The sequence below is a fragment of the Marinicauda salina genome (genome assembly GCF_003122085.1).
Classification (GTDB): domain Bacteria; phylum Pseudomonadota; class Alphaproteobacteria; order Caulobacterales; family Maricaulaceae; genus Maricicauda_A; species Maricicauda_A salina.
This window is the reverse complement of the sequence record NZ_QEXV01000006.1, coordinates 54,906-73,434: the sequence shown is the minus strand read 5'-3', so window position 1 is coordinate 73,434 and position 18,529 is coordinate 54,906. Positions and strand designations below refer to the sequence as shown.

General features: G+C 68.9%; 17 protein-coding genes and 1 tRNA gene. 16 read left to right on the top strand and 2 right to left on the bottom strand.

Going from position 1 to position 18,529, the window contains the following annotated elements:
- Positions 1-29 precede the first annotated feature (29 nt).
- The 3 genes from DDZ18_RS12200 to DDZ18_RS12190 all read left to right on the top strand — a co-directional run bounded on the left by DDZ18_RS12200 (position 30) and on the right by DDZ18_RS12190 (position 3,310).
- Positions 30-1,004, top strand: coding sequence for a YncE family protein (locus tag DDZ18_RS12200; protein WP_109253679.1), 975 nt, complete (start codon positions 30-32; stop codon positions 1,002-1,004).
- A gap of 72 nt (positions 1,005-1,076) precedes the next feature.
- Positions 1,077-2,081 (top strand): hypothetical protein, encoded by a 1,005-nt coding sequence (locus DDZ18_RS12195; RefSeq protein WP_109253678.1) that lies wholly within the window; start codon positions 1,077-1,079, stop codon positions 2,079-2,081.
- Positions 2,082-2,200: 119 nt separating this feature from the next.
- Entirely contained in the window at positions 2,201-3,310 is a 1,110-nt protein-coding gene (locus DDZ18_RS12190) for a serine hydrolase domain-containing protein (protein WP_109253677.1), read from the top strand.
- A 15-nt stretch (positions 3,311-3,325) separates the two neighbouring features.
- Here DDZ18_RS12190 and DDZ18_RS12185 read toward each other — a convergent pair whose 3' ends face one another.
- The gene (locus DDZ18_RS12185) at positions 3,326-4,198 is read right to left on the bottom strand and encodes a TauD/TfdA dioxygenase family protein (protein WP_109253814.1); all 873 of its coding nucleotides are present in this window, start codon (positions 4,196-4,198) and stop codon (positions 3,326-3,328) included.
- 305 nt (positions 4,199-4,503) lie between these two features.
- Here DDZ18_RS12185 and DDZ18_RS12180 point away from each other — a divergent pair, with 305 nt between their 5' ends.
- The 6 genes from DDZ18_RS12180 to DDZ18_RS12155 all read left to right on the top strand — a co-directional run bounded on the left by DDZ18_RS12180 (position 4,504) and on the right by DDZ18_RS12155 (position 10,869).
- The gene (locus tag DDZ18_RS12180) at positions 4,504-6,456 is read left to right on the top strand and encodes a BCCT family transporter (protein ID WP_109253676.1); all 1,953 of its coding nucleotides are present in this window, start codon (positions 4,504-4,506) and stop codon (positions 6,454-6,456) included.
- Between the two features lie 62 nt (positions 6,457-6,518).
- Positions 6,519-7,040 carry a potassium channel family protein gene (locus DDZ18_RS12175; protein WP_109253675.1) on the top strand — a complete coding sequence of 174 codons (522 nt, stop codon included), beginning with the start codon at positions 6,519-6,521 and terminating at the stop codon, positions 7,038-7,040.
- Positions 7,041-7,116: 76 nt separating this feature from the next.
- Positions 7,117-9,144: an acetyl-CoA carboxylase biotin carboxylase subunit gene (locus tag DDZ18_RS12170; protein ID WP_109253674.1), complete on the top strand. Its 2,028-nt coding sequence runs from the start codon at positions 7,117-7,119 to the stop codon at positions 9,142-9,144.
- Positions 9,145-9,228: 84 nt separating this feature from the next.
- Complete coding sequence (locus DDZ18_RS12165) at positions 9,229-9,774, top strand: DUF805 domain-containing protein (protein WP_109253673.1); 546 nt, start codon at positions 9,229-9,231, stop codon at positions 9,772-9,774.
- A gap of 92 nt (positions 9,775-9,866) precedes the next feature.
- Positions 9,867-10,250: a DUF805 domain-containing protein gene (locus DDZ18_RS12160; protein WP_109253672.1), complete on the top strand. Its 384-nt coding sequence runs from the start codon at positions 9,867-9,869 to the stop codon at positions 10,248-10,250.
- 91 nt (positions 10,251-10,341) lie between these two features.
- Entirely contained in the window at positions 10,342-10,869 is a 528-nt protein-coding gene (locus DDZ18_RS12155; protein ID WP_109253671.1) for a hypothetical protein, read from the top strand.
- Here the strand turns inward: DDZ18_RS12155 and lipB are convergent, their stop codons facing one another.
- A complete protein-coding gene (gene lipB, locus DDZ18_RS12150; protein ID WP_233245833.1) occupies positions 10,870-11,550 on the bottom strand; it encodes a lipoyl(octanoyl) transferase LipB in 681 nt (226 codons plus the stop codon). It abuts the gene before it with no gap.
- A gap of 104 nt (positions 11,551-11,654) precedes the next feature.
- On the opposite strand from lipB, the gene DDZ18_RS12145 reads away from it, so the two are divergent.
- From DDZ18_RS12145 to DDZ18_RS12115, 7 genes are all read left to right on the top strand, one after another.
- Positions 11,655-11,900, top strand: coding sequence for a FliM/FliN family flagellar motor switch protein (locus DDZ18_RS12145; protein WP_109253669.1), 246 nt, complete (start codon positions 11,655-11,657; stop codon positions 11,898-11,900).
- 76 nt (positions 11,901-11,976) lie between these two features.
- Positions 11,977-12,063: transfer RNA gene (locus tag DDZ18_RS12140), tRNA-Leu, on the top strand.
- Positions 12,064-12,230: 167 nt separating this feature from the next.
- Entirely contained in the window at positions 12,231-13,622 is a 1,392-nt protein-coding gene (gene mgtE / locus DDZ18_RS12135; RefSeq protein WP_109253668.1) for a magnesium transporter, read from the top strand.
- A gap of 37 nt (positions 13,623-13,659) precedes the next feature.
- A complete protein-coding gene (locus tag DDZ18_RS12130; RefSeq protein ID WP_158272157.1) occupies positions 13,660-14,670 on the top strand; it encodes a Kelch repeat-containing protein in 1,011 nt (336 codons plus the stop codon).
- A 62-nt stretch (positions 14,671-14,732) separates the two neighbouring features.
- Positions 14,733-16,358: a lysozyme gene (locus DDZ18_RS12125; RefSeq protein ID WP_109253666.1), complete on the top strand. Its 1,626-nt coding sequence runs from the start codon at positions 14,733-14,735 to the stop codon at positions 16,356-16,358.
- A 51-nt stretch (positions 16,359-16,409) separates the two neighbouring features.
- A complete protein-coding gene (locus DDZ18_RS12120) occupies positions 16,410-17,582 on the top strand; it encodes an isovaleryl-CoA dehydrogenase (RefSeq protein ID WP_109253665.1) in 1,173 nt (390 codons plus the stop codon).
- 64 nt (positions 17,583-17,646) lie between these two features.
- Positions 17,647-18,486, top strand: coding sequence for an aldo/keto reductase (locus tag DDZ18_RS12115; protein ID WP_109253664.1), 840 nt, complete (start codon positions 17,647-17,649; stop codon positions 18,484-18,486).
- Positions 18,487-18,529: the final 43 nt, after the last annotated feature.

Sequence of the window (18,529 nt, the reverse complement as noted above, 5' to 3'; positions counted from 1 at the left end):
CGCCCCTGCGGTCTTCAGGGGAGGAGATCATGGCGATACGCACGGCGGTCCTCGCGCTCGGCGCGGCGATGGCGACGGTGTTCTGCGCGCAGGCGCAGGACCGGCTCGTCGTCGTCAACAAGAGCGACGACACGGTCTCCCTCGTCGACGCGGCGAGCTACGCCGAGCAGACCGTCATCGCCGTCGGCGAGAATCCCCACGAGGTCGCGATCTCGCCGGACGGGTCCACGGCGTATGTGTCCGATTACGGTCCCGAGGCGCGCGGCGAAACGATCAGCGTGATCGATCTCGACGCCGGCGCCGTCTCCGCGAGGTGGGACCTCGACGGCAATCTCGGCCCGCACGGCATCTGGGCGAGCGCCGACGGCGCGAATGTCTGGACGACGACGGAGACCACGGGCACGGTCGTCGAGATCGACGCCGCGACCGGAGACGTCACGCGCGTCTGGGAGACCGGCCAGCAGCTCAGCCACCAGCTCGTCCCCGCGCCGGACGGGTCGAAGCTGTTCGTGGCCAACATCACGTCCGGATCGGTCAGCGTCATCGACCGCGCCTACGACTCTGTGACGACGGTGCGGACCGGGCCCGGCGCGGAGGGGATCGACGTCTCGCCCGACGGCGCCGAGGTCTGGGTGACCAACCGGGATAGCGGAACCATCTCCGTCATCGACGCGGCGACCGACGCGATCCTGGAGAGTTTCCCCTCGGGCGGCCAGGTGCCGATCCGGCTGAAGTTCACCCCCGACGGCGAGGAGGCCTGGGTGTCGAACGCCGCCTCCGGCGAGGTGACGGTGTTCGACGTCGAAACGCGCGAGCTGATCGCCGCCGTCGAGGTGGGCGCTGCGCCGGTCGGCCTGCTGATGTCGCCGGACGGGTCGCGCGTCTTTGTCGCCAACACCGGCGCCGATCGCGTGAGCGTCATCGATCGGGAAACCTATGCGGTCGTCGACAGCTTCGAGGCCGGCGACGAGCCCGACGGGCTGGGCTGGGCGCCCGCCGAGTAGGCGATTCATCGTCTTCTAACGCCTGTGCGCGATGCTTTCCGGCGGAGAACCGTCAGAGAAAGGCGCGCCGCCATGACCGCCGAACTGTCCGCCGTCACCGCCCGCGTGACCGCTTCGGGCCGCATCACCGAGGCCGATGTCCGCGAGATCCGCGGCGTCGTCTATCCCGATATGACCCTCGATCCGCGCGAGGCCGACGCGCTGTTCGCGCTGGACGAGGCCGCGACGGACAGGGATCCCGCCTGGACCGACCTGTTCTGCGAGGCGATGACCGATCTGCTGGTCCGCCAGGCCGAGCCGCAGGGCTATGTCGACGACGAGGCGGCGGCCTGGTTCATGGAGCGCATTTCGCAGGATGGCGAGGTGAGGTCGGATACCGAGCTCGAGGCCGTCGTGCGCGTGCTCGAACAGGCCGAGCGCGCCCCCGAGGCGCTGAGCGCCTTCGCGCTCGACCAGGTCCGGCGCGCCGTCGTCGAGGGGACGGGGCCGCTGCCGCGGAAGAACGCCGGCGGCGGGGCGTTGACGCCTGGCCGGGTGGGCGAAGCCGAGGCCGAACTCGTCCGCCGCATCCTCTACGCCTTCGGCGGCGACGGCGCCGTCGCGGTGACCAAGTCCGAAGCCGAGGTGCTGTTCGACATCAACGACGCCGTCGAGGGCGCGGACAATCACCCCGCCTGGACGGACCTGTTCGTGAAGGCGCTGGCCAACTTCCTGATGGCCGCCTCGGGCTACGAAGCCCCGTCGCGGCGCGAGGCGTTGCGCCGCGAGGAATGGCTCGAGAGCGAGACCGGCGGGGTCGGCGACTTCATGGCGCGCATGGCCAAGACGGGCTTCTCCGGCCTCATCCGCCAGTATCGCGCGCCGAGCCTCCGCGAGGCCTGGGCGGATCGCAACGAGGTCATGGACGCCCGTCAGGAGGAAGCCGAGGCCGTCACCTCCGACGAGGCCGAATGGCTCGCCCGCCGGATGCGGCGCGACGGCGAATTCGGCGAGGCCGAGCGTGCGCTCCTGAAGTTTATCGGCGAGGAATCCCCCGACATCCATCCCGCGCTGAAGCCGCTCATCGACGCGGCCTGATCCGTTTCCCGGGGCTCCGGACCCGCCGCCCGCGGCCCCCGTCTTACGCCTCCGTAATTTGACTTGCGTGCGCCCGCGGACCGTATGTCGCGCATGTCTCAGCCAATACGGAGAACAGGATGCGGTTGACGATTCCGCGGGCGGGCGCGCTTGCCCTGCTCCTCGCGACGGCTTGCAGCGATACGGGTGTCGTCGATGGCGCTCCGGCGTCATCGCCGCCGGAGGCGCTGCAGTCGTTTCTCGAATCCGAGACCGAGAGCGGCCGGTTCTCCGGCGTCGTGTTGGTGCGCCACGGAGAGGAGACGATCCTCGAGTTCGCGGGCGGACGCGCGAACCTGGAACTCGACGCGCCGATGACGCCGGACGCGCGGTTCAAGATCCACTCAACATCCAAGCTCGTCACGGCGACCGGCGTGATGCGCGCGGTCGCCGACGGGCGGCTGGCGCTCGACGACTCGGTTTGCGTGCACCTCCAGCCGTGCCCGCCGGCCTGGGAGCCGGTCAGTCTCCGTCAGCTGCTCAACCACAGTTCGGGAATCCCGGACGCCACGCAGATTCTGTTCGATGAGTGGGCGGGCGGCGTGACGGCCACGATCGAGGCGCGATACGAGGATTTCGCCGCGCTCGAGCCCGCCTTCGAACCGGGCTCGGATTTCCGCTATTCCAATTTCGGCCCGACCCTCGCCGGCGAGATCCTTGCCGCCGCTTACGACACGGATCTTGAAACCGCGTTGGCTGAGCTTGTCTTCACGCCGCTGGACATGACCAACACCAGTCTCGAGGCCGCCCCGCCCGCGGACGGGTATGACGGCCCCGTCGTCGAGCCGGGCCTGGCGTCGGGCTATAACGGAACGGCCGAGCAGCCGATCGTCGCCTACAGCCTCATGTACGTCATTCCCGGCGGCGGCGGCATGATCTCCACCGCAGACGATCTCACGAAGCTCCTTCACGCCGTCTTCGACCCGGACGCCGGTTTTCTGCCCGAAGAGCTCATCGCGGAGATGACGTCGCCGGGGCCGATTCCTCAGGCGGGCCTCGGCGTGTTTGTGCGCGGGGAACCGGTCGTCTGCTATCTGCACACTGGCGGGAACAACGGCTATATCTCCATCGCCGCGTACTATCCCCGGGAGGCGACCTCGATCGTCATGCTTTCGAATTTCGGTTTCCTGGACCTCGATGTCGGCGCGTTGGAGGACAGGCTCGGCCTCGCGCCTCCCGAGCAGGAGTGAACAAGCCGGGCGGTCTCAGGCCGCCTTTGCGTCGCGCTCGGGCGGCGCATCCGCGATCGTGGTGCGGTGAAGCAGGCGGGCGTGGCCGTCATAGCCGCCCGTCGCCATGTGCTGGGTGCAGCGATTGTCCCACATCACCAGCATGTCCGGCTCCCATTGGTGGCGATAGACGAAGCGCTCGTCATGGGCGGTCTCGTAGAGCTGGACGAGCAGGGTGAAGGCCTCCTCGTCGCTCAGGCCCTCGATCGTGCGGACATAGCCCGGATTGACGAACAGCGTCTTGCGGCCGGTCTCCGGGTGGACCCGGACGACGGGATGGGTGCGCATGGAGCGCGCCTCCGCGCTGGGCCGGATCGTCATCGAGCGGTCGGCGGCGTCGTTCTCGCCGTAGACGCCTTCCGGGGCGTAGGCCAGCGCGGCGGAATGCACCGCTTGCAGCGGCTCGATCCGCTGCTTCAACTCGTCGCTCAGCGCTTCGTAGGCCGCATAGCCGTTGGCGAACAACGTGTCGCCGCCGGCGGGCGGGACGATCTTGGAATGCAGCACCGTGCCCGCCGGCGGGACGTCCTGGAAACTCCAGTCGGAATGCCACGCCGCGGCGAAGACCGGCGCGGTCTCGTCGGCGTCCCGGCGCACCTCGATGATGTGGGGATGATCGGGCAGGGGCGTGATGAAGGGATCGTCGCCGAACGGGCCGAAATACTCGGTGAAACGCTCGAGATCGGCGTGGCTCATCGGCTGGTCGGGAAACGCCAGAACCAGGTGGTCGAGCCAGGCCTTGCGGATGGCGGCGACCGTCGCGGCGTCGAGCGGCTGCGAGAGATCGACGCCGGTCACAAAGGCGCCGAGCGCGGCGCCGGTCGGCGTCACCTTGAGAGCGGCGGGCATGGCGCGATCCTCCTCCATCAGTCCGTCTTCAAGCGTCGCTCCGGGCGGGTCGCGCGGTCAAGCGCGCCGCCGCGCGTTTGACTTCGCCCGACGGGATCGCCCATAAGCGCAATGAAGGCCGTCCGAGGGGAAGTCATCGCGCGATCGGCGGACAATGATGCGCCTGTATCGCGGTGGTTTGCGGCCCGTCCCGCGTCCGGGGATTCGTCCCGACGTTCCGCGGCGATTATGTCTCCTTTTCCGAATGCGGTCGCGCCGTTGCGCCGCCGCGCTGAGACGTTCTGGAACGACCGCAGAGGTCCGTGATGAAGAAGCTCGAGCCCGCCGTTTTCTTCCCCGCCGCCATGCTGGTCGTCGCCGGGGTGGCGTACGCGGTGTTCGCGCACGACCAGGCCGAATTCATCTTCAACGAGATCCGCGAGACCATCACCGACACGATGGGCTGGCTCTACACGGTCGGCGTCGGCGCCTTCCTGGTCGCGGCGCTGATCGTGGCGCTGTCCGACTGGGGGCGGATCAAGCTGGGCCCGCAGGAATCCGAACCCGAGTACGATTTCCTGCCCTGGTTCGCGATGCTGTTCTCGGCGGGGATGGGCATCGGGCTGATGTTCTTCGCCGTCGCCGAGCCGATCAACCACTTCGCGCTCCCGCCGGACGGCGAGGCCGGCACCCTCGAGGCGGCGCGCCGGTCGATGGTGCTGACCTTCTTCCACTGGGGCGTGCACGCCTGGGCGATCTATGTCGTGGTGGGGCTGAGCCTCGCCTATTTCACCTATCGCCACGGCCTGCCGCTGACCATCCGCTCGGCGCTCTTCCCCCTGATCGGCGACCGCATCTACGGCCCGATCGGCCATCTCGTGGACGTCCTCGCCGTGATCGGGACGCTGTTCGGCGTGGCGACCTCGCTGGGTTACGGCGTGACCCAGATCAACGCCGGCCTGAACGACCTGTTCGGCCTGCCCATCTCCGAAGAGGTGCAGATGGCGCTGATCGCCATCATCACGGCGATGGCGACGACCTCCGTGGTGGCGGGGCTCGACGCGGGCATCAAGCGGCTCAGCGAGTGGAATCTCTATCTCGCCATCGCGCTGATGCTGTTCGTCTTCATCGTCGGGCCGACGGTCTTCCTGCTCAGCGCCTTCGTCCAGAACATCGGCGATTATCTCGACCAGCTCGCCGTGCTCACCTTCAACATCGACGCCTATGGCGGCGGCGAGTGGATCGGCGACTGGACGCTGTTCTACTGGGGCTGGTGGATCTCCTGGTCGCCCTTCGTGGGCATGTTCATCGCGCGCATCTCGCGCGGGCGCACGATCCGCGAATTCATCCTCGGCGTGCTGATCGGGCCGACCCTGTTCACCTTTTTCTGGATGACGGTCTACGGCAATTCGGCGCTGCGCGAGGTGATGGGGAACATGGCGCACCCGATCGTCACAGCGGTCACGGGCGGCAATTCCGAGCTGGCCCTGTTCGCCTTCCTCGACACGCTGCCGCTGAGCGGGATCACCTCGGTGATGGCGATCGTGCTGGTGACGACCTTCTTCGTGACTTCGTCGGATTCCGGTTCGCTCGTTAAGTCGACCCTGACCTCCGGCGGCATGCTCAACCCCCCGCTCGGCCAGCGCCTGTTCTGGGCGATCAGCGAGGGCGTGGTCGCCGCGGTGCTGCTGCTCGTCGGCGGGCTCGCCGCGCTGCAGTCGGCGACGATCGCCGCGGCGCTGCCCTTCACGATCGTGATCATTCTCGCGCTGGTCGGCCTGGTGCGCGCCTGGTCGCTGGAGACCGCGCGCCGGGCGGGACGCAAGACGGCCGCCCAGCTGCCCATCCAGGGCGCCTCGGTGCCCTGGCGGACCCGGCTCAAGCTGATGTTCACCCAGCCCAATCGCGACGAAGTGATCGCCTTCATCCAGACCACCGTCGTCGAGGCGTTCCAGGAAGTCGCCGAAGAGCTGCGCGGACTGGACGTCGACGCCTCCGTCGAGCGCGGCGAGGACTACGCCAAGATCGTGGTCGATCACCAGGATCAGCCCGACTTCGTCTACTCCGTGGCCTATGCCGAGTACGAGGAGCCGCATTTCCCGGTCTCCGACGAGGAGGCGGAGAAGGATCTGCGCTATGGCCGCGCCGAGGTGGCGCTGAGCGAGGGCGGCCAGCATTACGACGTGTACGGCTACTCGAAGAACCAGGTGATCCGAGACCTGCTGCGCCAGTACGAGCGTCACCTGCAGTGGATCCACCACATCACGCGCGCCAACTAGGCGCTGACCGGCGGGGCGTCCGGAGCTAGGCTCGCTCCCGATCGAATCGGGAAGGGTCGCCCATGCCAGTCGCTCCTCTGGCGGTCGCTTCGCTGATGGTGCTGGTGACCATCGTCATCCAGATCGCCGGGCTGACGCTGCTGATCCTGCTCATGCGGTCGCGGCTCGATCACGAGCGTGCGCATCGCTACGTCATCAACCAGCTCGGCCTGGTGCTCGGGGTGGCGCTCGGCCTGTTCCTCATCCACACCATCCAGATCTGGCTCTACGCTCTTGTTTTCATGTGGGTCGGGGCGTTCGACACCTTCGAGCCCGCGCTCTATTTCTCCACATCGAGCTTCACCACCGTGGGCTATGGCGACATCGTCCTCGAGACCGACTGGCGTCTGCTGGGCGCGATCGAGAGCGCCAACGGCTTCCTGGTGCTGGGGTGGTCGACGGTCTTTCTCATCTCGGTGATCTCGCGCCTGCGCTCGATCGAGTTCCAGTGGCTTGAGCGGCGCGAGGCGGAGGCCGATCTCTTCGAGGCCCAGCAGGCCAGGGATGACGCCGATGAGGACCCGGGCCGGAACGGCGACGCATGACGCCGGCTTGCTCCGGCGAAGCCGGGCGCGGTAAACGGAGCGCCTCTCCGAACACCGTCAGGAACGGCGCACGCTGATGTTCAAGAAAATCCTCATCGCCAATCGCGGCGAGATCGCCGTGCGGGTCATCAAGACCTGCAAGCGGCTGAAGATCCCCACCGTGGCGGTCTACTCGGAGGCCGACGCCGACAGCCTCGCCGTCGAAATGGCCGACGAGGCGGTCTTCATCGGCCCGCCGGCGCCGGGCGAATCCTACCTGGCGATGGACAAGATCCTCGACGCGATCGACCAGACCGGTGCCGACGCGGTCCATCCCGGCTTCGGCTTCCTGTCGGAGAACGCGAAGTTTCCCGAGGCGCTGGCGAAGAAGAAGGTCGCCTGGATCGGCCCGAACCCGCGCGCCATCGCGGCGATGGGCGACAAGCTGGAATCCAAGAAACTCGCCGCCGAGGCCGGCGTCAGTACGGTGCCGGGTTTCCGCGGCGAGATCGAGAGCGATACCCAGGCCGTCGAGGTCGCCGAGGACATCGGCTATCCGGTCATGATCAAGGCCTCGGCCGGCGGCGGCGGCAAGGGGATGCGCATCGCGCGCTCCGCCGAGGAGGTCAAGGACGGCTTCAAGGCCGCCCGCAACGAGGCGAAGTCGTCCTTCGGCGACGACCGCATCCTGATCGAGAAATTCGTCGAGCGGCCGCGCCATATCGAGATCCAGGTGCTCGGGGACAAGCACGGAAACGTCATCCATCTCAACGAGCGCGAATGCTCGGTGCAGCGCCGAAACCAGAAAGTGCTCGAGGAGGCGCCGTCGCCCTTCCTCGACGAGAAGACGCGCAAGAAGATGGGCGAGCAGGCCGTCGCCCTGTCGCAGGCGGTCGATTACGACAGCGCCGGCACGGTCGAGTTCATCGTCGACCCGGACAAGAATTTCTACTTCCTCGAGATGAACACCCGGCTGCAGGTCGAGCATCCGGTCACCGAGCTCACCCACGACATCGATCTCGTCGAGCAGATGATCCGCGTCGCCGCCGGCGAGAAGCTGGCGCTCGCCCAGAAGGACGTGAAGATCAAGGGCCATGCCGTGGAGGCCCGGCTCTACGCCGAGGACCCGTATCGCGGCTTCCTGCCCTCGATCGGGCGGCTGAGGCGCTATGTCGAGCCCGAGGAGGGCCCGATGGGGCGGGGCCGGCTGCGCATCGATTCGGGCGTGCGCGAGGGCGACGAGATCTCGATGTTCTACGATCCGATGATCGCCAAGGTGATCGGCTCGGGGAAGGACCGGCTCGCCGCGATCGACGCGCTCAACGAGGCGCTGGACCGGCTCCATGTCGAGGGCGTGCAGTCCAACGCGCCCTTCCTGTCTGCGGTGCTCGACGAGGCCGATTTCCGCGCCGGGAAGATCCACACCGGCTACATCGCCGAGCACTTTCCAGACGGGTTCGCCGGGACCGAGCCGCGCGCCGAGCAGCTTCTCTGGATGAGCGCGGCGGCGGCCTTCATCCACACCGCGCTCGTCCAGCGCGGCGCGCAGATCGAGGGGCGGCTGACGCCGCCTCCGCCGCCGGGCCATCTCCACGAATGGGTCGTCATCCTGGGCGGCGACGCCTATCCCGTGCGCATCCGCCTGCCCGAGGACGCCGTCGGCGGCGAGGCCCCGGCCGAGCTGTGGGCGCCGAGCCTGTCGAACGAGCGCCTGTCTCTGGTCTCGACCTGGCGGCCGGGCGGGCACCTCTTCGAGGGCGAGCTCAATGGCGAGGGCTTCGCGCTGTCCTTCGCCGACCGGACCGAGGGCTATGCGCTGCGCCATCGCGGCTTCTCCGCGGTCGCGCTGGTGTGCACGCCGCGGGCGGCCGAGCTGCACGCCAAGCTGCCCGAGAAGGAGGCCGTCGACACCGCCAAGCTGGTGACCAGCCCGATGCCGGGCCTCGTGGTGGCGGTCAATGTCGAGACGGGTCAGGAGGTCAAGGCCGGCGAGCCGCTGGTCACCGTCGAGGCGATGAAGATGGAGAACGTGTTGCGCGCCGAGATCGACGGGATGGTCAAGACCATCGCCGCCGAGCCGGGCGCCAGCGTGGCCGCCGACGAACTCCTCATCGAGTTCGAATAGAACATTAACTTTCTTGGCGGGCTTGATTGACACCGCTGGCGACGCAGCGGACGCTTTTCCGATCAGAGAATCGGGGAGGCACCCATGAATATCGGCCATCTTCTGTTCAGCCCAAACGGCCGGATCGGGCAGCAGGAATACTGGATCGGCGTTCTCATCATCATCGCGGCGAACATCGTCGCCAATTTCATTCCGATCCTCGGCTTCATCGTTTCGCTCGGCCTCATCTATGTCGGCGTCTGCGTCTATGGAAAACGGCTCCATGACACCGGCCGGACCGCCTGGATCCATGCGGTGCCGTGGGCTGTCTCGATCGTGCTCGGCATCATCGGGATGATCATGGTCGGCGGCGCGGTGTTCGCCGCCATGTCGGGCAGCGGCGAGGTCGACATGGCCGCGATGATGGCCGGGTCCAGCGGGGCCTTCCTCGTGTTTTCGCTGAGCTTTCTCGTCTGGATCGCCTACACCATCTGGGTCGGCGTCCTGAAGGGCGACGCCGGCGCCAACCAGTACGGCGAACCGGTGCTGGCCGGGGCCGCCGCGGGCGGCGCCGCGCCGGCCCAGCCGAGCGCTCCGCCTGCGAGCGATCCCGCCGAAGGCGGTTCGGACGAAGACAAGCCGCAGGGTTGAACGCGGCTGATGCGAATTGGGCGTCCGCATGAGATGCGGGCGCCCGGTGCGCCTCACAAGGCGATGAAAAGCAAGCGCTGGGGAGAACCGCGATGACGTTCGTCGAAGCCGTAAAGGCCGTCTACTCCAACTATGTCGGATTTGAAGGGAGAGCCGAGCGCAGCGAGTTCTGGTGGTTCTTCCTGTTCTACATCCTGGCCTATTGGCTGCTGCTCCTGATCGAGGCGGGCGTCTTGGGCGGACCGGGCGCGCTACCCGGATTGTTCGCGCTCGCGACGCTTCTGCCCGCCCTGGGCGTGAGCGTTCGCCGGCTTCACGACACGGGCAAGTCCGGCTGGTGGATCCTGCTCGGCTTCATCCCGATCGTGGGCGCGATCATCCTCATCATCTTCTACGTGCAGCCCAGCAATCCGGGCTCGAACCAGTTCGGGGAATCGCCGGTCGGGTCGGCCGGCGGCGGCGCGGAGCCGGCCTAGGCAGGCGCGTCTCCGGCTTGAGACGCGGCGCGCGTCGGGGCATACCCGGCGCGCGCCGTTTTTCGTTTCAACCCCGGCGGAACCGCGAACGATGAACCTTCACGCCGCCTTCCTGCCGGGCCGACGGGCCGACGCCGACGATTACTGGCTCGGCCTCGGCGTCGTCGCGCTGCTCGACGCCATCCGGCTGAGCGTGTTTCCCGCCGGCACGGGCTGGCTGGTCTGGCTGTTCGTGCTCGTGCTTCTCTTCGTCGTGCACGCCAACCGGCTGCGCGACGCGAGCCGACCGCGCGCGCTCGCCCTGGCGCCGATCGGCGCCGGCGTGCTGGCCAAGACCTTGGGCGCGACGGTCGGGATCACTGCGGCGATCTGGCCGGTCTATCTCGAGTTTCTCGATCGGCGGGGGATCGATCTCGCCGACGCCGAGGCGGTCGAGCGCGCCGCGCGCGACCAGGCGTTGATGGAGGATTTCCAGGCCTGGATGCTCGACCAGGAGACGATGATGATCGACGCGCTCGCCGCCGGCGGCTGGCCGTCCATGATCGCCTTCTGGGGCGTCGTGTTCGCGCTGGGATTCTGGTTCGCGGGCATGACCGCGCGGGGCCCGCGCCCGGCCTGATCAGGCCGGCGGATCGGCCGGCGCCGTCGGGCCGAACACGGTTTCGAAGCCGCGCTTCAGCGCGGCGTCGGCGTCGTCCATCGTCACCGGCAGGCCGAGATCGACCAGGCTGGTCACGCCGTAGCGCGGATCCGAGACGCCGCACGGCGTGATGCCGGCGAAGTGGGACAGGTCCGGCTCGACATTGAGCGCGATCCCGTGGAAGGACACCCAGCGTCTCAGCCTCACGCCGATGGCGGCGATCTTGTCCTCGCGCTCGGGCCCGCCGGGCCGGGTGCGGTCGACCCAGACGCCGACGCGGTTCTCGCGGCGCTCGCCGGCGACATTGAAGACGCCGAGCGCCTCGATGATCCACTGCTCGAGATTCTGCACGAAGCCGCGCGCGTCGCGCCCGCGCCGCCTGAGATCGAGCATGACGTAGGCCACGCGCTGGCCCGGCCCGTGATAGGTGAACTGGCCGCCGCGCCCGGACTTGAACACCGGGAAGCGGTCGGGATCGCGCAGATCAGCCTCGCGCGCGCTCGTGCCGGCGGTGTAGAGCGGATCGTGCTCCAGCAGCCAGACCAGCTCGCCGGCCTCGCCGGCGTGGATGGCCGCGGCGCGCGCCTCCATCGCCGCGACGGCGTCGGGGTAGGGAACGCGCTTGGGCGAGACGGCCCAGCCGACGGGCGAATCTGTCATGGTCAGCAGGCTCTTAACGGGTCGGAAACCGGCTCGGAACATCGTGATTGAGAACGCGCCTGGCAAGGGCGGGGCGCGGCGACGCAGAATCGACGGGACGTGTGATGAGCCAGCTCGGCGCCGTGCAGGTGGAGATTTCGGTCATTCTCGGCCGTTCGCGCCTGCCCATTCACCAGTTCCTGCGCATGGGCCGAGGCGCGGTCATTCCCCTCGACGTCGCCGAGCACGACGAGGTGTGGATCCTCGCCAACAACCACCCGATCGCGCGCGGCGAGATCATCATCCAGGGCGACCGCGTCGCGGTGTCGATCACCGGCACGGCGGACGTGAATGACTATTACGCGGCCTGACGGAAACCGCCCGGACGCGCAGATCGGCCCTTCACAAACCGGGCCGGTGTTGCTAAATGCCCGCCTCCCAAGTTCTGCGGCCGTGGCGGAATTGGTAGACGCGCAGCGTTGAGGTCGCTGTGGGGTAAAACCCGTGGAAGTTCGACTCTTCTCGGCCGCACCATAGTTCGTCGCGTACGCCGCGACTCGAAGGCCCGGGCCGCATGCGGCGCCGGGCCTTTTCGATTCCCGTCGAATCGTTGCGCCAAGCGGCTCCCGCCGCTCGATTTCGCCTGCGCTTCGCCCTATCGTCCGCCGCACTGTCGCCGCTGATCATTGCGTGAGGCCTGCATGAGCGACCCGGTCGAAACGATCGATGAAACCGCCGAGGCCGCGCCGTCGGTCGACGTGCCCGCGCAACTGATCGCCGATATCGTCGAGGCGCTCCTGGCGCGCGACACGGCGGGCCTGCTCGCGCTGTTCGAGGAGCTGCACCCGGCCGACGCCGCCGACGCGATCGAGCAGCTGACCTGGGAGCAGCAGGTCCTGCTCGTCGAGCTCGCGCCTGAGCTGCTCACCGGCCCCGTCCTGGCCGAACTGGTCGAGGAGACCCGCGCCGACATCGCCGGCGTGCTCGAGCCGCGCCATCTCGCCGAGGCGATCCAGGGCCTCGATTCCGACGACATGACGATGATCGTCGAGGAGCTCGACGAGGCCAAGCGCGAGGCCGTGCTCGCCGAGCTCTCCGAAGCCGATCGCATTCAGCTCGAGACCTCGCTCGCCTTCGAGGAGGACACGGCGGGCCGCCTGATGCAGCGCGAGTTCGTCGCCGCGCCGCATTTCTGGAATGTCGGCCATACGATCGATCACATGCGCAAGGCGGGCGAGGATCTGCCTTACCTCTTCTTCGAGATCTTCATCGTCGACGAGAGCTTCAAGCCGATCGGCGTGGTGCCGGTGAGCCGGCTGATGCGCACGAAGCGCGAGGTTCCGCTCTCCGAGCTGATGGAGCCCAACCACGTCATCATCCGCCCGGAGATCGACCAGGAGGAGGCCGCCTACCTGTTCGAGAAATACCACCTGATCTCGGCGCCGGTGGTCGACGAGGACGGCCGGCTGTCGGGCATGCTCACCGTCGACGACATGGTCGACGTCATCCAGGAGGAGAACACCGAGGACCTCTACGCGCTCGCCGGCGTCAACGACGCCAGCCTCGCCGACACCGTGTTCTCCTCGGTGAAGTCGCGCGCGCCGTGGCTGCTGGTGAACCTGGGCACGGCCGTGCTGGCTTCGGGCGTGATCGCGCTCTACGACGACGCCATCGCCCAGCTCGTCGCGCTCGCCGTGCTGATGCCGATCGTCGCCTCGATGGGCGGCAATGCGGGCACCCAGGCGCTGGCCGTCGCGGTCCGATCCATCGCCTCGCGCGACCTGACGGTGTCCAATTCCATGCGGGTGATCTGGCGGGAGTTCGCCGCCGGCGCGGTGAACGGCCTGATTTTCGCCGTGGTTATGGGTCTGGTGGCCGGGTTATGGTTCCAGAACGCGGCGCTGGCCTGGGTGATCGCCGCGGCCATGGTGATCAACCTCGCCTGCGCGGGGCTCGCCGGCATCCTCGTGCCGCTGGGGCTCAAGCGTTTCGGGGCGGATCCCGCCGTGGCCTCGTCGGTCTTCGTTACCACGGTGACGGACGTGGTGGGGTTTTTCGCGTTTCTCGGGCTGGGCGCGATGGTGCTTTTGTGACCGCCGGAACAGGCGGCGCAGGTGGATGGAGTCGATGATGCGGACTGCGATCGGAGCGGGCGTGCTTGCGGCGATGCTGATCGCCGGCGGGCCGGGCGCAGCCCTGCAGACCCAAGACGTGACGACGGGTGCGATCGAGCTGCCCGGTTCGGAGGGCCTGACCATGTCCGGACCGTGGCGGACCGGCCCGGCGCTGGACATGCCCCGGGCGGGGCTGAGCGCGGCGACGCTGGACGGGCGCATTTTCGCCGCCGGCGGCGCCGGCGTCGTCGACCCGCAGGACGATTTCGAAGCCTACGAGCCCGACGTCAATCGCTGGCGGCCGCTGTCGCCCATGCCCGTCGGGCTCGAGCGCTTCGGCATGGCCGCCGCCGACGGCCGGCTCTGGGTCGCGGGCGGCTACAGCGCGGAGTCCGGCGCCGAGCCGATCGCGGAAATGTGGTCCTACGATCCCGCTTCCGACGTGTGGGAGGCCGAGCCGCCGCTGCCGGGGTCGAAAGCTGCGTTCTCCCTGCTGGCGGCCGACGGGCGGCTGTTCGCGGTCGGCGGCGAGGACGGCGCGCCGGGGGTCTTCGTGTTCGATCTGGAGTCGCGGACCTGGTCGGCGATCGCCGCGCCGCGGGAGACCAATCGGCGCGGGGCCGGCGCGCTCGTCTTCGACGGCGCGCTCTGGCTGATCGGCGGCGCGTCCGACGGAGTCGCGACAGCGCGCGTGGACATCTTCGACCCGGAGGCGCGCGCCTGGCGGCGCGGACCGGACCTGCCGGCGCCGCGGGCCGGTCACGCCGCGGCGGCCGCCGACGGGGCGATCCACGTCTTCGGCGGGCGCAGCTCCGACATGCGCCGGACGCTGTCGGATCACCTGGTGCTGGCCGATGACGGTTCGGGCTGGACCGAGGCGCCGGGCCTGCCGGTTCCTCGGACCGAGGCCGCCGCCGCAACGCTCGACGGCGAGGTGTTCCTCATCGGCGGCGGGGCGGGCGCAGGCTTCTTCGCGCCGTTCACCGCGGTGGATTCGGTCGACATATTTTCGACGGGAGGCGAGTGACGGCGTCCTACTTGCAGTGTCGAGCGGCGGATGACGGCCTGCCGTTTCGGAACGGGACAGCGATGAAACCGCGACTGAAGAGCACGCGCGCCGCGCGCGACCTCATAATGGCCCACGAGCCCTTCGTGCCGGAGGCGCGTCGGCGTGGCCGGCGCTGGGTGGTCGGCTTCGGCCACACGGCTTCGGCCAAGGAAGGCGTGGCGGTGTCGCGCGAAAACGCCGAGCTCTTGCTGATCTACGATGTCCTTCAGGCCGAGCGCGCCGTCGAGCAGGCCGTCGGCGAGGATCTCCCCGAACCGACCCGCGACGCGCTGGTGTCGTTCGCCGCCTCGATCGGCCCGGGCGCATTCAAGGTGTCCGACGTCGCGCGGCTGGCGCGGGCGGGCAAGCATCGCGAGGCCGCCGCTGCGATCGAGACCTGGGTGCGCGCCGAGGAGGACGGCCGGCTGGTCGTCTCCGAACGGCTCGTGCGCCGCCGCGCCGCCGAGAAGGCGCTCTATCTCAAGGGGCTGGAGGCCGACGAACGTCCCGCCCCGGACGCCGGAGCGTCCGCGCAGGAGGAACCGCGCATCGGTCCGCTGGTCGATCTCGAGATCGAGTTCGAGGAGCCGCCCGAGGAAGCCGAAGCGGAAGCTCCGGAACCGGAGGCGTCGGCCGCCGAGACCGAACCCGTCGCGCAGCCGGCGCCCGCGGAGCCCGAACCCCGGCCAGAGCCTGCGCCCGAAGCGGAGGCCCCCCCCGAGCCCGAACCTGAATCCGAACCCGCGCCCGAGGTTTCCCCGGAGCCGACCGGGGCGCCCGAGCCGGCGGCCGCATCCGGTGAAGAAGAGACCGCCCCGGCCGATCAGGGCGCGGTGGTGCGCGAAGTCATGGCGCGCATGGCCGCCCAGATCAGCAGCGGCGCGCAGCGCGCCTCGTCCGAAGCTCAAGCCGAAGCGCCGGAGCCCCAGGTCGAGATCGAGAGCGGCGAGCCGCCGGCGCCCGCACCGGCTCCGGAACCGGCGCCCGCCGTCGAGCCGGACGCGCAGCTCGGCTACAGCTTCCTCACCCCCGCCGTTGCGCGCGTGAGCAGCGATGCGGCGGCGGCCGTCGTCGAGGAGGTCGAGGCGCCGGTCGCTGAAGTCGCCCCGGCGCCCGAGCCCGAGCCGGAACCCGCGCCGGAGGCGGTCGAGCCTGAGCCCGCCGCGCCCGAGGTCGACGCGCAGGAAGAGGCCGGGCCGGGGCCCGCGGCGGGACCCGAACCCCAGCACTCCCCGGTCAAGCGCGGTACCGCTGCGAGGCCCGGCGGCGCGGCCGGTCCGCGCGAGGCGGCCGGCTATTCCGGCGAGGTCGCCGGCGCCGGCCGGCTCGCCGAGTTCGAGCCCGAGGAGCCGGAGGTCGAGGAAGACGAGGTCTCGCCGCGCCATGTCGCCGGCGCCGAGGCCGAGGACGAATTCGCCGCCGAGGAGGAGCCCGTCCAGGCGCGCCAGGGCGGCGGCGACTGGATCTACGTCGCCAATCTCGTCGTCGGCCTGGTGCTGTTCGGCGTCGGCGCGTGGGATCTGCTGACGAGTTTCGCGCGCTATCAGCGCGAGGGCTTCCTGTTCTTCGGACCGGTCGCGTTCTTCATGGGCGCGCTGCTCAGCCTCGCCTCGGGCTGGTTCGTCGCCGCGCGCTTCTTCCGCCGGCGGAGTTCGTCCGCCCGGTGACGGGGCCGCGGCGCGCTTGACCCGCGCCGCCCCCGTGGTATCTCGGCGGCCATGATCTCGAACCAGTACCCGACCCTCGAATTCCCGCACGGCGACACCGCGGAGATGCTCCGCGACACCGTGCAGTCCTTCGCCTCCGACAAGATCGCGCCCCGCGCGGCGGAGATCGACGAGAAAGACGAATTTCCCGCCGATCTCTGGCCGCAGCTCGGCGAGCTCGGTCTGCTCGGCCTGACTGTCGAGGAGGAGCTGGGCGGCTCGGGGCTGGGCTATCTCGAGCACTGCATCGCCATGGAGGAGATCTCCCGGGCGAGCGCCTCGGTCGGCCTGTCCTACGGCGCGCACTCCAATCTGTGCGTCAACCAGCTGCGGCTGAACGGAAACGACGCCCAGCGCGAGAAGTATCTGCCCAAGCTGATCTCCGGCGAGCATATCGGCGCGCTGGCGATGTCGGAGACCGGCGCGGGCTCCGACGTCGTCTCGATGAAGCTCAAGGCCGAGAAGAAGGGCGACCGTTACGTCCTCAACGGCTCGAAGATGTGGATCACCAACGGGCCGAGCGCCGACACGGTCGTGGTCTACGCCAAGACCGATCCCGAGGCCGGCTCGAAGGGCATCACCGCCTTCATCATCGAGAAGGGCATGAAGGGCTTCTCCATCGCCCAGAAGCTCGACAAGCTCGGCATGCGCGGCTCGGAGACCGGCGAGCTCGTCTTCGAGGACTGCGAGGTCCCCGAGGAGAACGTGCTCGGCCAGGTCGGCGGCGGCGTGAAGGTGCTGATGAGCGGGCTCGACTACGAGCGCGCCGTGCTGGCGGCCGGACCGATCGGCATCATGCAGGCCTGCCTCGACGTGGTGATGCCCTATGTCCACGAGCGCAGGCAGTTCGGCAAATCGATCGGCGAGTTCCAGCTCATCCAGGGCAAGCTCGCCGACATGTACACGCGCATGAATGCGAGCCGGGCCTATGTCTACGCCGTCGCCCAGGCCTGCGACGCGGGCAAGGCGACGCGCAAGGACGCCGCGGGCGCGATCCTGTTCGCCGCCGAAGCCGCGACGCAGACCGCGCTCGACGCCATCCAGGTGCTCGGCGGCAACGGCTATATCAACGAATACCCGACGGGCCGCCTGCTGCGCGACGCCAAGCTCTACGAGATCGGCGCGGGCACCAGCGAGATCCGACGCTGGCTGATCGGCCGCGAGCTGTTCGAAGAGAGCCGGTAGACGACGCATCCAGGCCGCCGGCTGGTGCGTTGGAAACGACGAACGCAACACCGGAGACCCCGCGATGAACGACGTCCCCACGCTCGCCGCCCAAGGCGCGACGATCCCGAAGCTCGGCTTCGGCACCTGGCAGATCACCGGCGAGGACTGCGTCGACGCGGTCAAGCACGCGCTGGCGACGGGCTATCGCCATATCGACACGGCGCAGGCCTATGAGAACGAGCCAGAGGTCGGCGAGGCGATCGAACAATCCGACGTCCCGCGCGAGGAGATCTTCCTGACCACCAAGATCTGGATGGCCAACATGGCCGCCGGCGATCTCGAGCGCTCGGCGCGGCGCAGCGTGGAGAAGCTCAAGGTCGACCGGGTCGATCTCCTGCTGCTGCACTGGCCCAATCCCGACCATCCGCTCGAGGAGATGATCGCCGCGCTCAACGCCGTGCGCGCCGAGGGTTTGACGCGGCATATCGGCGTGTCGAACTACACTGTCGATCTGCTGGACCAGGCGGTCGCGATCTCGGACGCGCCGCTGGTGACGAACCAGGTCGAGTATCACCCCTTCATTGATCAGGGTCCGGTCCTCGACGCCGTGCGCCGCCACGGCATGGCGCTGACGGCCTATTCGCCGATCGCCCAGGGCGGGGTGAACAAGTCCGACGTCATCGCCGACATTGCGAAGGTCCACGGCAAGAGCGCGATCCAGGTCTCTCTGCGCTGGCTCGTTCAGCAGGACGACGTCGTCGCCATCCCGCGCTCGGGCAAGCCCGAGCATATCGAGTCCAATTTCGACGTCTTCGACTTCGAACTGACGGACGAGGAGATGGCGCGGATCGCCGCGCTCGGCTCCGACGACGGCCGCCTGATCGACCCGAGCTGGGCGCCGGACTGGGACCGCGCGGCCTGAGCGGTCACGATCGCGTGGGCGGGCTGGTCCCGCCGGGGCCCGC